Origin of the sequence: Synechococcus sp. R5-15, from assembly GCF_047462035.1 — a bacterium.
Taxonomy (GTDB): Bacteria; Cyanobacteriota; Cyanobacteriia; order Thermostichales; family Thermostichaceae; genus Thermostichus.
The window spans coordinates 37,077-49,069 of the sequence record NZ_JANSIK010000002.1 but is presented as its reverse complement, the minus strand read 5'-3'; the positions used below and the strand labels follow the sequence as shown (position 1 = coordinate 49,069).

General features: G+C 54.1%; 14 protein-coding genes. 6 read left to right on the top strand and 8 right to left on the bottom strand.

The window, feature by feature from the left end:
- The first annotated feature begins 46 nt into the window (after positions 1-46).
- The 5 genes from NW839_RS00295 (at position 47) to NW839_RS00275 (ending at position 4,175) form a co-directional block, all read left to right on the top strand.
- Positions 47-895, top strand: a complete 849-nt coding sequence (locus NW839_RS00295) for an RNA-guided endonuclease InsQ/TnpB family protein (RefSeq protein ID WP_414349823.1) — start codon at positions 47-49, stop codon at positions 893-895.
- An 89-nt stretch (positions 896-984) separates the two neighbouring features.
- A complete protein-coding gene (locus NW839_RS00290; protein WP_414349824.1) occupies positions 985-1,431 on the top strand; it encodes a pentapeptide repeat-containing protein in 447 nt (148 codons plus the stop codon).
- A gap of 52 nt (positions 1,432-1,483) precedes the next feature.
- On the top strand, positions 1,484-1,759 hold the full coding sequence (locus NW839_RS00285; RefSeq protein ID WP_414328974.1) for a lipopolysaccharide assembly protein LapA domain-containing protein: 276 nt from the start codon (positions 1,484-1,486) through the stop codon (positions 1,757-1,759).
- Between the two features lie 197 nt (positions 1,760-1,956).
- A complete protein-coding gene (locus NW839_RS00280) occupies positions 1,957-3,216 on the top strand; it encodes a 4-hydroxy-3-methylbut-2-enyl diphosphate reductase (RefSeq protein WP_414328973.1) in 1,260 nt (419 codons plus the stop codon).
- A 26-nt stretch (positions 3,217-3,242) separates the two neighbouring features.
- Positions 3,243-4,175, top strand: coding sequence for an AEC family transporter (locus NW839_RS00275; RefSeq protein WP_414349825.1), 933 nt, complete (start codon positions 3,243-3,245; stop codon positions 4,173-4,175).
- Here NW839_RS00275 and NW839_RS00270 read toward each other — a convergent pair.
- Together NW839_RS00270 and NW839_RS00265 are read right to left on the bottom strand one after the other, a co-directional pair.
- On the bottom strand, positions 4,172-4,366 hold the full coding sequence (locus NW839_RS00270; protein WP_414349826.1) for a hypothetical protein: 195 nt from the start codon (positions 4,364-4,366) through the stop codon (positions 4,172-4,174). The genes NW839_RS00275 and NW839_RS00270 overlap by 4 nt on opposite strands.
- 301 nt (positions 4,367-4,667) lie before the next feature.
- The gene (locus NW839_RS00265) at positions 4,668-6,203 is read right to left on the bottom strand and encodes a hypothetical protein (protein ID WP_414349827.1); all 1,536 of its coding nucleotides are present in this window, start codon (positions 6,201-6,203) and stop codon (positions 4,668-4,670) included.
- A 94-nt stretch (positions 6,204-6,297) separates the two neighbouring features.
- Between NW839_RS00265 and NW839_RS00260 the strand changes: the two genes are divergently transcribed.
- Positions 6,298-7,290: a YgfZ/GcvT domain-containing protein gene (locus NW839_RS00260; protein ID WP_414349828.1), complete on the top strand. Its 993-nt coding sequence runs from the start codon at positions 6,298-6,300 to the stop codon at positions 7,288-7,290.
- Between the two features lie 64 nt (positions 7,291-7,354).
- Here the strand turns inward: NW839_RS00260 and NW839_RS00255 are convergent, their stop codons facing one another.
- From NW839_RS00255 to NW839_RS00230, 6 genes are all read right to left on the bottom strand, one after another.
- Positions 7,355-7,609 carry an HNH endonuclease gene (locus NW839_RS00255; protein ID WP_011430012.1) on the bottom strand — a complete coding sequence of 85 codons (255 nt, stop codon included), beginning with the start codon at positions 7,607-7,609 and terminating at the stop codon, positions 7,355-7,357.
- Positions 7,610-7,611: 2 nt separating this feature from the next.
- Positions 7,612-8,034: a KGK domain-containing protein gene (locus NW839_RS00250; RefSeq protein ID WP_414349829.1), complete on the bottom strand. Its 423-nt coding sequence runs from the start codon at positions 8,032-8,034 to the stop codon at positions 7,612-7,614.
- A 10-nt stretch (positions 8,035-8,044) separates the two neighbouring features.
- Positions 8,045-8,410, bottom strand: a complete 366-nt coding sequence (locus NW839_RS00245; RefSeq protein ID WP_414349830.1) for a KGK domain-containing protein — start codon at positions 8,408-8,410, stop codon at positions 8,045-8,047.
- Between the two features lie 27 nt (positions 8,411-8,437).
- Positions 8,438-8,593, bottom strand: a complete 156-nt coding sequence (locus NW839_RS00240; RefSeq protein WP_414349853.1) for a KGK domain-containing protein — start codon at positions 8,591-8,593, stop codon at positions 8,438-8,440.
- A gap of 247 nt (positions 8,594-8,840) precedes the next feature.
- Complete coding sequence (locus NW839_RS00235; protein ID WP_099812209.1) at positions 8,841-9,251, bottom strand: KGK domain-containing protein; 411 nt, start codon at positions 9,249-9,251, stop codon at positions 8,841-8,843.
- A gap of 47 nt (positions 9,252-9,298) precedes the next feature.
- Positions 9,299-11,833 carry a dynamin family protein gene (locus tag NW839_RS00230; protein ID WP_414349831.1) on the bottom strand — a complete coding sequence of 845 codons (2,535 nt, stop codon included), beginning with the start codon at positions 11,831-11,833 and terminating at the stop codon, positions 9,299-9,301.
- Positions 11,834-11,993: the final 160 nt, after the last annotated feature.

Here is an 11,993-nt window from a genome sequence, read left to right as displayed (position 1 = left end):
ACAAACAGAATGCTATCGCTGCATAGTTGAACAGTGATGTTCAGCAGTGTTCAGCGTAAATGTATCAGCCGGACATTGGTACATCTCCTTCAAGTACGAAGCTCCAACACCCCAGGTGGAGAAGACCGGAGAGGTGGTGGGAGTGGACTTAGGTATCCATCACCTGGCCACCTGCTCCGGCGGGGAAGTGTTTCCCAATCCCAAGCCCTACCGCAAGGCCCAGCGGCGTTTGGTCAGGCTGCAACGGCGGCTGAGCCGTAAGCAGAAAGGCTCTGCCAACCGCAAGAAGGCGGTGGTGCAGTTGGGCAAAGCTCACAAGCGGGTGGCAGACATAAGGACTCCGTCCCGCTTACGCGATCGGCAAGACAATCTGCACAAGCCGACGACTTACCTGGCCAAGAGATACCGAGTGGTGGTGATAGAGGACTTGCAGGTGAGGAACCTGCTCAAGAACCGCAAGCTGGCGGGATCCCTGTCAGACTGTGGGTTCTACGAGTTGAGGACTCCGTCCCGCTATCGCGAACGGCGACAGCTAGAGTACAAGGCCCGGCTCTACGGCTGTCAGGTGGTGGTGGCGGATAAGTTTTATCCGTCCAGCCAACTGTGTTCACGGTGTGGCCACAAACAGAAGATGCCACTCAGCGAGCGGGTATTTCGCTGCCCGTGTTGTGGTCTGGGGATAGACCGCGACCGCAATGCAGCGCTGAACCTGGTGCGGTGGTATTTTGAGTGCTACTTAAAGCGCTCAACTACCCCAAGCTCTGGGGAAAGAGACGCCTGTGGAGATTCCTCTGGCGGGGTGGTAAGCCTGAAGCTTACTACCAGTCACGAGTCGTGGAAGCAGGAAGAAAGCAGAGACGCGACAGGCACTGAACACTCTGGAAGTGTTTGTTAGCGTTTCGTAGGTCTTTTGGAGCGGTCATCAGTACCCCGTTGAGCAGCCAGAAATTGTTAAGCTTAACGCACGGATGGCAGTATCCGGCCATGCCCCGAGTGACAACTGCTGACGATCTGCTGACAGAATATGCCTCTGGCGAGCGCAACTTTCAAGAATCCAACCTGGTGGGGGTGGACTTGGTGCGCTCCAACTTGCAAGGGGTGAATCTGAGAGGGGCCAACCTCTCCTTTGGCAAGCTGAGTGGCATTAACCTGCAGGAAGCCGATTTGCGCGGCGCCGATCTCAGCTCGGCCAACTTGATGGGGGCCAACCTCCGCGGGGCCAATCTTTGGGAAGCCAACTTGATCGGCGCGGATCTCAGCTTTGCCGACTTGCGGGAAGCCAACTTGCACGGTGCCTACCTTTGGGAAGCCAAGCTAACCCGTGCACAACTGCAGGGATCCGATCTAAGCGGGGCAAAAATCGGCGGAGCAGTGCTAACCGGCGCTGACCTCAGGGGGGCCATCCTACCTGACGGGAGTGTGCGGGCTTGAGCCACCCCCCCAGCAGACAAGGCAGAATGGAACTGTTGCGACGGGATCCCTGATGTTGCTGCTGTTCAACTTGGTCTTGACACTGCTGCTGGCTTTGGGAGTGGCAGTCCTGGCCGGACAAAACCCCACCACCCTGACCGTACACTTCTTGATGTGGCGCTCGGTGGAGCTGCCTTTGGGATTTCTCATCGCCGTGGCCGTCGGCTTGGGCCTGTTGACGGTGGGGCTGGGCTCTCTCCTCTGGCCTGGGCGCAGCTTTTCTGCCACCGCCCGCCAATTACAAGAGCGGGTGCGCCAACTGGAAATGCAGGATCAACCGCCCCAATAACGCACAATTGCCAAAGGGATCCCCCTGCTTTCTGGCTTTGGCTCAACGGCTTCGCTCCCGCCGTTGACTTGCTGGACGATTTTGTCGGTGGCCCTGAGGAAAGCGTGCCGAAATAGCTCGCCGACTGAGACTGGGCGTAAGCTGAGAAAGGATCCCTTCGCCGTCTGCTTGATCAGTGCGTATCTCCAACCGTAACCATGCCTCATTCCCAACCCACTTCCCCGGATAGCTCTCCCCAAGACCCACGGGCCCTGCGCAAAGCCCTGCGCGGATCCAGCACCTACTTTGCCAAGGGGTTTGAAGAACACAAGGATCAGGCTCAACTGGAGCTGCAAACCACCTACAAAAGCCCCCTTGTGGAGCAAATCCGCGCCCAGGCTTACCGCTATCAGCGGGGTGACATCACCATTCACCTGGCCAGGGCCTTTGGCTTTTGCTGGGGCGTGGAACGGGCGGTGGAATATGCTTATGAAGCGCGGCGACGCTTTCCGGATCGGCAACTGTGGATCACCAACGAGATCATCCACAACCCTCTGGTAAACCAGCACCTGAAGGAGATGGGGATCCGCTTTGTGGAGAAAGGCCCAGACGGCAAGAAGGACTTCTCTCAGATCCGGCCCCAAGATGTGGTGATCTGGCCTGCTTTTGGGGCAAGTGCATCGGAAATGGCGTTTTTTCGGTCGCAGGGCAATGAGATTGTCGATACCACCTGCCCCTGGGTTTCCCGCGTGTGGAACCAAGTGGACAAGCACCGCGCGGCCCAATTTACCTCTGTCATCCACGGCAAGTACAACCACGAAGAAACCGTAGCCACCAGCTCCTTTGCCGAAAAGTACCTGGTGGTGCTGAACCTGGAAGAAGCGGAATGGGTCGCCCGCTACATTTTGCAGGGCGGAGATGCGGCAGAATTTCGGCGGCGCTTTGGCAAGGCCACTTCCCCCGGTTTTGATCCGGATCGCGATCTAGAGCGGATCGGCATCGCCAACCAAACCACCATGCTAGAGGGGGAGACCCGCGCCATTGCTAAGCTCTTTGAGACCACCATGCTGCGCAAATATGGCCCCCAGGAGTTGGACAATCACTTCATGAGCTTCAACACCATCTGCAATGCCACCCAAGAGCGGCAGGATGCCATGTTCGAGCTGCTCGAGCAGCCTTTGGATGTGGTGGTGGTGATCGGGGGGTTTAATTCCTCGAATACCACCCACCTGCAGGAAATTGCCCTGGCCAAGGGCTTGCCTTCCTTCCACATCGATGGCCCCGACTGCATCCAACCCAACAACCGCATCCGCCACAAGCCCCTTCACCAAGACCCGACGGTTACCGAAGGGTGGCTACCCGATGGGCCGGTGCAAATCGGCATTACCTCCGGTGCCTCTACCCCAGACCGCGTTGTTGAAGAGGTGATTCAACGCATCTTCGCTCTACGTGAAGAACCTCGGCGGATCCCTGCCTAGGGATCCCTTCCCTCTTCCCTTTGAGCGTGCTCAACACCCTTTTTCAGGTTTATCCTCCCTTGCTGGGCTGGACGCTGCTGGGGTTTGCTCTCCAGAAGGGGCTGCCCGGCGGCTGGAATCGTTGGCTGGATCCCCACGCCTTGGGGCGATTCATGTTTTGGGTGGGAGTGCCCCTCAGCATTGTTGGGTTTATGCAGGGGGTGGATCTGTCGGGCCAAATCTGGGTCGCCCCTCTGATCTGTTGGCTGTCGGTGGGGCTGGGGTTTGCCTTGACCAGCGCTTGGCTGTGGTGGCAGCGCCACAACTGTTGGAGCAGTGCCCAGCAGGGCAGCTTTCACCTAACCGCCACCCTGGGGAACACCGGGTATTTGGGCTATCCCATCTGTCTGGCTGTGGCCGGAAGGGCTTACTTTGGCTGGGCCCTGTTCTACGATCTGCTGGGCACTCTCTTCATGGCCTACGGGTTTGGCGTGTGGGTGGCCAGCCGCCACGGCAGTTCCCATGCCCAACCTTGGCAGGTGGGCCTCCACATTTTGCGCACCCCTGCTCTTTGGTCTTTTGCTATGGGCCTACTGCTGACCCGCGAACCCCTGCCGGGTTGGCTCTCTCAAGGGTTGGCGGCTTTTGCCTGGAGCATGATCCCGCTCAGTTTGATGATTTTGGGGATGCGGCTGGCCCAGGTGAAGCGCTGGGGATCCTTTCTTGCCGCCGGAGTGGCCCTCTTGATCAAAATTGTGATCGTGCCGCTCCTGGTGGGAATCGGCCTTGCCTTCACCCCCTACCCGCCTCTGGCCAAGCTGGTGCTGATCTTGCAGACCGGCATGCCTCCCGCCATCGCCACCCTGGTGCTCACGGAAGAGTACGACTTGGATCGGGAAATTACCGTCACCGCCTTGGCCGTGGGGTACTTGGCCGCCTTGCTGACCTTGCCCCTCTGGCTGGGGCTGTGGGGATCCTAATAGGCCAGGTGAGACAACGTCTGCTCTAGGTAGCGATGCACCAGTTGATCCAGCTCTGCTTCCTGAGTGGGCAACTCCCGGCCCTGGAGCCATCCCCGAAAACCCGAGCTTTCCACAATGGCCTGCCGCAATGGCTTCCAAACTGCTTGCGTGCGCAGTGCTGTATCGGAGCTGAGAGCAGGACTGATCATGAGAAGAAGGTGAGTAGGAGTGATTCACCCTCAGAATAGCTTGGATCCCAGTTGACTTTGGCTCTCTAGGATACAAATCTCCCCTCTATGCTGAGCAAGCCTTCTCTCAGTCGCTCAAGCCAAAAAATCCTCAATATAGTCATTCCAAACTAGATTGAGACACTCCCCAGGCGTTCCGCGCTGCTTCCGCGGCCACCCCCAGCCCTTCTCCCAGAGGGAGAGAGGAGCTGGACAGAAATGTTTCATTCCTGTTTAAAATGACCATACATCCCATCAACTCGAGCAAGAGGCCCAGGGATCCCTAAACGAACAATTGGCTGCGCTGCTCGACCCGTAAAGTTGGCCCCAAGGCATTGAGAAGAGAGACGCCGTAGCTGCGGACGATAATGCGGCTATCCAAAATAGCCACCCATCGAGTGGGGGAGCTGGGGTCTTCTCCCGAATCAGAGCCTTGCCGCAGAGGCGCGACGGCCCGTTGCAACTGGGCAGCAGCCACCGGCAAAAGGTACTGACGAAACCAGTCCTGCTGGGTGCGTTGCAGATATTGCACCCGTCCGGCCACCCTTGGGTCTTCCACAGAAGGGAAGGGCAAAGTGGTGATCACCATCAGTTCCGGGCGAGGCAAGCCGGCCTTGTGGTGTAGCCAGTAGGGCCAGTCGCAGACCAAAATGCCCTTTTCGCCGGGGAACGGGCTGTTTACCCGCACCCGTGAGCCGAATTCGGCAGCCAAAGCCGCCCCCACCTGTGCCTGCAGAGGTTGATCCGACACCAACACCACCACGAAGCCCTGCGCCTGAGGGATCAAGTTTTTCAGCTCTTGCAGCAGGTGATCCTGAAATAGAGGGCTGTTGGGCAAGGGCAGGCGCGGCAAGTAAAGGGAAAGCTCCGCCCCGCCAGAACGTGGCCAACCCTCGCCTGAGGCAAACCGCAGCGGCGTCAGATCCGGCAAGCCCAACCGTCGCCGATAGGTTTCCGCCTGGCGATCCAGATCCAGCGCTTCCCCAATAATCACCACCGGCTGTGTGGCCCAAATGGGGGCCAACCAATCCTGCAGAGCCGTCGGGCTGTGGTGAAGGGTGAGGCGACCGGTTTCTCGGTCGGTTTCGGCCCACCAAATCCATTTGGAGACGGGATCCCCCTCAGAGCTGAGCCGCTGGCGGATTTGATCCCAGGGATCCGGCAGCCAGCCGGGGTAGCCTGTCACCAAAGACAGCACAGCATCCAGGTGAACCTGTTCATCCGCATGAAGCAGACAGCGGGAAAGAGGCCGCCGCAAAAGCTGCAGGGACAAATTGACCTGAACCTGGGAGAGCTGCTCCGCCTCGGCAGGGAAGATTTGCCGGAGCTGTTGCCAATGGCTGGCTTCCAGGGTCACCGTTAGCGCCTGGTAGGCCCAATCTTCCAGGTCTTCGGCTCCATCCAGGATCAAAGGGATCCCTGTCGGCACTTGCGAGGATCCCTTTCTCAAGCGAGCTTGCAGCCAATCCAGGGGATCCACCAACAGCAACCCCTGGAAATCGGGATCCGGCCAACGGTCTTTTTGCAGGACGGGCTTATGCAACTGCAGGGTGTGCTGTAGCCAGGGGATCTCTTCCCCCAAAATTTGCGCCTGCACAGGAGCTGTAGCGCAGAGCAAGGTGGGGTTGGGCCACATCAGGGCCGGCAGCAGATAACTGAGGCGGTGCTGACCCCCAGCAGGCACCTGGATCAAGGTGCTGCGACCCAACCGCAACCCTCGCGCCACCATGCGAGCCATCGTCAACTGGTGGGGCCACAGGGCTTCGGGAGACTGCCGCAAAAGCTGCCGCAACTGTTGGTGGACTTCAACCTCAATCACAGTTCAGTACGCCGGGGGTCTGCCACAGACGGTAGGGTGAACTAGCCTATTCTAGGGTAGAGAAGAAAACCAAAGCCCATCTCTGGGGTGAGCGATGTCTCTTCTAGCTGCTGTTTCCACGGAGGGCCAACCCGTTGCACAGACGGGATCCCTGCTTCTAGACCGCTCCAGGTGGGGCCGTTTGCGCATGAAGGGATCCCCAGGCTTGGACTATCTGCACAACCAAAGCACCCAAAATCTGAAGGCCCTCCAGCCAGGGCAGGGGGCCGACACGGTTTTCGTGACCCCCACCGCCGGCATCCTGGATCTGGCCACGGTGTACGTGGGAGAAGAAGACTGCTGGATCTGGACTTCACCCCAGCGGCGCAGCCTGCTGATGCAGAGTTTGGGGCGCATGCTGCCTTTGGTGCGGGGAGCACAGTTGAAAGATGAGACAGATCAGACCTTTGGTTTTGGATTGCTCGGCCCCCAGAGTCAGGCTCTCCTGGAGCAAGTGGTGAGCTCAGAAGAGATTCCGACCAGGCTCAATGAGCACTGCGCCGTGGAGATCCAGGGGATCCCTGTCCATCTGGCTTGTGGCACGGGTCTTGCCCAGCCGGGGTTTACCCTCTGGGGCACCATTGACCAGAAAGTCGCTCTTGAAGAATGCTTGCTCCAAGCCGGAGCCAAGCTGGCCCCACCTGAGCTGTGGGAAGTCCTCCGCCTAGAAGCGGGTCGCCCCGCCGCCGACCGAGAGCTGACCTCAGACTACAACCCCCTAGAAGCCGGCCTGTGGCGAGCTGTTTCCCTTGACAAAGGTTGCTACGTTGGCCAGGAAGTCTTGGCCAAGCAGGTAACCTACCGGCGCATTCGGCAAACTTTGTGGGGGATCCGCCTCCAAGGAGAAGCTCATCCTGGCACAGAGATTTTGCGGCAGGGGGAAAAGATTGGGCTGCTGACCAGTGCAGGCCTAACTTCGCAAGAGTACCTGGGATTGGGATACGTGCGCACCAAATTCGATCCTGCCGAGGGGCTGGAAGTAGAAGTCGGCTCAGTGCCAGGAGTGCTGACCCGAATGCCGTTTTTGAGTTTCCCGCCTATTGTCTAGCATTATTTTTGCGGCAGAAAGCTCTCCTGCTTTGTAGAGAGAAAATGGGCAAAGGATTAAGAACTTACCAGTCAAAGTGACGGCGAAAGCGGGGATCCCGTCGATCCTTTTTGCGTCGGTTACAGGTTTTGCACAACGTTTGCAGATTGCTGATGTCGTTGCTGCCCCCTTGGGCAATGGGGATGATGTGATCGATCTGAAGCTGAACCTCTGGGGGCGACTTTCCGCAACCGCGACAACGGAAGCCGTCTCTTTGGAAAACATACTCCCGCACGGCTGCTGGAATTAGAATCCTTTCGCCGGATTTTCTTTCTTTCATCGTTATTCATCCATACTGCGAAGATCGTCCAGTGGAGACTTTTCATCTAGAGGTTCTAATATCTCTTGGTCGGGTTCTTTTATCAGAAATTCAGGATTGTCAGGATAAAAGTCAATCGTAACTTCTACTCTTACTTTTACTCTACCGGTCTGCCAACCGTTAGTTTTAGGAGAAAGAATCGAGCATGGAACTCCTTTATCGAAAAAATGAACCTGATCTTCATAGGGAATACCTGTTTGTATCTGTATCTCAAACGAACTCAAGTAACTGTCTAGTCCTCTTCCCATTTGGTCAAACCTCAGGAAATAAGAATTGATAGAATCGCAAAGCTTGGAAATCATGTAGACTTCCTGCTTATTGTTCTCGTTGATAAAAGTGATAACTCCGTCTCCCAGTTGGCTAAGATTAATGGATGTTTTTGTCATCTTATCGACCTCAAGACATAGAGACAACTTGAACAGCCCGTAAATCATCCAGTATAGAATCCTCTAGTTTTCTGGGAGCGCTATCTCCAGAATCTCTATATGGGTCATCAGGAACAAACTCGAGATAAACTTTGACTGATATCTTGCCAGAGATCCACGACTTTCTGGGCTGTAAGACTCTAGATTCTATTCCATCCACGAGCATTCTAATGTCCGCATAAACCTTTCTTGATTTAAGGTAACCGTTTGTCCGTAAAGTATCTGAAAGAAGGTAATTAATAATTGCACTATGCAAGCTACTTGGAAGGTAGACTTGATCACCAATTTCAACGACAGTTTCCCTATCATCTGACCTAAAAACTATCGGATCGACCACGGCATTGTCTCCTATTGCTAACAGACTTTACTGACTGACATCTCCCCGAATGTCATCCAAAGGCGATCTACTGCTCCCTGATCCCGTTTCTTCTGGCTCAAACTCAACCACTAGTCTCATCCTAACTCTACCAGCAATCCACGGTGAGCCAGGACGTAAGAGTTTAGCAGGAATTCCTTTCACGTTAGTTATTCCGTTCAAGTTGCTTCATAGAATCGAGACTCCCTTTTCGCTAAGTTTGCTGGATAAGTAGGATCTGATACTCTCATAAACAATCTCTGAGTACACCTGAGCAAACTCTTGCGAGTAGATTAGGCGTCCTCCTATATCAATGACAGTATTTTGGAAAATATCTAGCTCAACAAAGCACTCCTGAGATTGATCATTACTTGACACTTGCCCAACCCCCTCTATGTCTCTCTGGCTTAGGCTAGCTCTCACTTTCGCGAAGGTCATCCAGAGGGGATCCACTGCCGCCCTCTGAGACTGTATCCTCTGGCTCAAACTCTACAATGATCCGCAATCTGACTCTGCCTTTTTCCCAATCTTTCTTGCCCGGCACCAAGAGTTGACAAGCAAGTCCCTGCCCAAACCACTTCGCTTCTTGCAACAATTTTTCTTCTGGCTTGGGAGCAAGAAGGCTACTGGCAATGTTGAGCAAGTCTTCCGGCGGCAGGATCCCTGAGGATCTCAAGGCCGCAATGAACAAGCGATGCAGCTCTTCTTTCTTGGTCAAGTCCTCTTGGGCTGCTTTGACCAAGTTGGCAACCTTGAAAGTTTTCTCCCTTACAGAGAGGATCCCTTCTGGGTGCTGCTGCAGAGGTATCGATTTGGATCCCATGACTTTATCTGGATCAAGTGAAAGGCCAAAAACAAAGACAAGCCGCTCTATCTCAGATCATCGAGGATGCTATCCAACTCTGGAAAACTCTCGTCTATGGGTGTAGAACGACCAAGAGCGACTGCTTCGCTTGCATTGCTGTCACCTACTTGCTGTTCAGGAAGACTTGCCAAAATCTGAACTGACTCACCAACAGAGGAAGGCTCAGGACGAGTAATCAAGGGCAGCATCTCGCGATTGAGGCCCAAAGCCTGCAGGCAGAGGTTGATCCCAGAAACAGCTTGGTTGTACTTGTCTATGCTTGCCTCCAGTTCTTTCAGCCGCTGTTGGTTAAGCGCAATTTTCTCTTCAGCCTCTTTTCTGAGAGTTGCTTCCATGAACTGCTTTGCTTCTGGGTACTTTTGCAAAATCTCATCGGCTACTTGCTTGGCAACCGGCAATAGCTGAGTTTTCAGAGTATTGTTGGTCTCTTGTCGGAAGCTAGAACGCACTGTCTGGTTAATTTTCGGCTCGAAGTCAAGCTTAAGTAATTGTCGGATTCCAGGCTCTGCGTCGCGAATAGCAGAGATGTCGTATGATTGGCTGGTTTGTCTTAGGACTTCTCGAAACTGGTAGATCGAGAATGTTCCTTCGTCATAGAAGCGGGGACTTTCTCTGAGGTAGCGGTCGCACTCTTTTCGGGCACCATTGACAAGAGAACTCAAAGTTACCTCCTTAACCAAAAGAAGCTTTTTCTCCAAGTCCCCATCGGATCCCAGTAGGCGAAACAACTGCCTGTAGTAGCTCGAGCTGCGAACTTCATCAACAAGGCGACGAAAGAAGTTCTCTACAAGCGTGCTGGCTGATTCTACCAGGATGTCCTCTAGATGGTTGGACAAATAATAAAAGGCTTCGACCAATACAGCTAAGAATGGAGCTGTGGAGTTGCGGGGACGAATGCGAACGGCTTGACTGTAAACATTGTCCAACGAAAAAGTATCCAAAAGCTCATCTAGCCTCCGTACCATCCTAGCCTGCAATTTACGGAAATCGTTCTCAAATTCTTTGTTTTCTCCGTTAATAACTTTATTGACTACTGTCTGGATATGCTCGTCAAACTCTCGGCCAATACTGGCTAGCTGCTGATTGATCAGCGTCAGCTCATAGGAAATCATGCTGTCAATCTCTTTGGGCTGGCTATCAATGTCTCGGTAGAGATCTAGATAGGACTTCCTCATCTCGATGCAGAGAGGTTGCAAATCATCGGCCAGCGCGGAAAATAGCTGTGGCCGCTTTTCTTCCGTTAAATAACGAGTGATCCCAGCCCGAAAGTCTTCGATACCGCTATCTTTAATCATATACTCAATCAAAGGTTTTCCCCACTCCCTCAGAATCCGAACGTAGTTATTTATGGGTGTGTCGTACCCATGTACAGAAGGGCGGAACGGGGATCCAACTAACCTACCTGACGTGCAGTACTTGTTAAACTCGCTGACAAACTGGGGCGTTTCTTCCTCACCACCCAATTCTTTGATGCTTTCTGAAAAAATCGTATCCAGTCCAAATCGATCCTCAGGGGTAGTTGCCTTGATCTGGGAACCATAGAAGCCGAGAAGGCCGCTTGTCTTAAATACGCGGAGTTGACGAAATTGCTGGTCGATAATGTTTTCTAGTCTCTGCTTTAGTTGTGCGTTGTACCAAGTCTCATCAATCCGGTTAAACACATAGAAGACGCGATCCCTGATGCTATCATTACTTTGAATATGCTCAATAAGCTCTGTCTCTTCCTTGGTCAGCTCACCCGTTGCAGCACACTTGAGAACGCAAACAACTGCGGACGTATCCGGATCGGCAATTTTTCGATAGGTGCGCTCTGCATCCGCTTTGACTGGAGCATCGATCCCAGGAGTATCGACAATAACGTTTCCATCTTCCAGTAAGGGGTGATGGCAGTAGTATTCGACTTTTCGGAGAACTGCGCTATTGGCACCGCGCCGGGCAAAACCCGCAGCTTCTCTTAGGTTGCCGAAGTTGAGCTGCTCCATCGAGAAGACTTTGTTCTCGGTAGGGTGAATTTTGTCCCGGTTCTGCTGGAAACCTGTAATCAACAAGCGGAGGGCATCCGCCTGCTTTGCCCGCTCTGACTTGCTTTTACCTCCCTCCTGTTGAATAATAGCCTCAGCACGCTCCTTCAGGGGATTCAGTGCAGTGTCTTCCAGCCTGCTGAGTGACGGAGCCAAGTTTAGGAAAGCGCAGAAGGCGGTCATCTGTTCTTGCACTTCCTGCTCGCTGAGAAAAGTGAGCACCACTCTCTCAGCATTTGGCTCTGCGTAGCCAATGTAGCACTCTGTCCCTGTGGCGTGCCCTTCGGCGCTGTAGAGAAGCTCTCTTTCTAAGAGGGCATTGATTAGCATAGACTTGCCAGCACTGAAAGCACCGGCAAAGACAATCTCGAAGGTTGGAGAAATAGCTTTGCTGAGGGAAGCTTGAATCCGAGTGGTATCTTGCTTGCCTGAAAAGATGGAATCCTGATGCCAGAGTTGCAGGATAGCTTCAACCTGATCTTTCAAGTTCTTACACTGAGGCAGGAGCTTTACAGACATTAGAGAGCGATCTCCACAGAGGCTGCCGGGATTATAACTTGCCTATGCTTGAGGTGAGGATTCCTACAACAATTTTCTTCAGTCCCGGAGCTGTGTGGCTATATGTGCATACACGTGAAGAGAGAAGGGCAGAACTCCCCAGACCGACATAGCAAAAAGG

Excerpts from the sequence above, each read along its gene's own strand:
- NW839_RS00290 (WP_414349824.1), top strand. The coding sequence starts at position 985 with ATGCCCCGAGTGACAACTGCTGACGATCTGCTGACAGAATATGCCTCT.
- NW839_RS00285 (WP_414328974.1), top strand. The coding sequence starts at position 1,484 with ATGTTGCTGCTGTTCAACTTGGTCTTGACACTGCTGCTGGCTTTGGGA.
- NW839_RS00280 (WP_414328973.1), top strand. The coding sequence starts at position 1,957 with ATGCCTCATTCCCAACCCACTTCCCCGGATAGCTCTCCCCAAGACCCA.
- NW839_RS00270 (WP_414349826.1), bottom strand. The coding sequence starts at position 4,366 with ATGATCAGTCCTGCTCTCAGCTCCGATACAGCACTGCGCACGCAAGCA.
- NW839_RS00260 (WP_414349828.1), top strand. The coding sequence starts at position 6,298 with ATGTCTCTTCTAGCTGCTGTTTCCACGGAGGGCCAACCCGTTGCACAG.
- NW839_RS00255 (WP_011430012.1), bottom strand. The coding sequence starts at position 7,609 with ATGAAAGAAAGAAAATCCGGCGAAAGGATTCTAATTCCAGCAGCCGTG.
- NW839_RS00250 (WP_414349829.1), bottom strand. The coding sequence starts at position 8,034 with ATGACAAAAACATCCATTAATCTTAGCCAACTGGGAGACGGAGTTATC.
- NW839_RS00235 (WP_099812209.1), bottom strand. The coding sequence starts at position 9,251 with ATGGGATCCAAATCGATACCTCTGCAGCAGCACCCAGAAGGGATCCTC.
- NW839_RS00230 (WP_414349831.1), bottom strand. The coding sequence starts at position 11,833 with ATGTCTGTAAAGCTCCTGCCTCAGTGTAAGAACTTGAAAGATCAGGTT.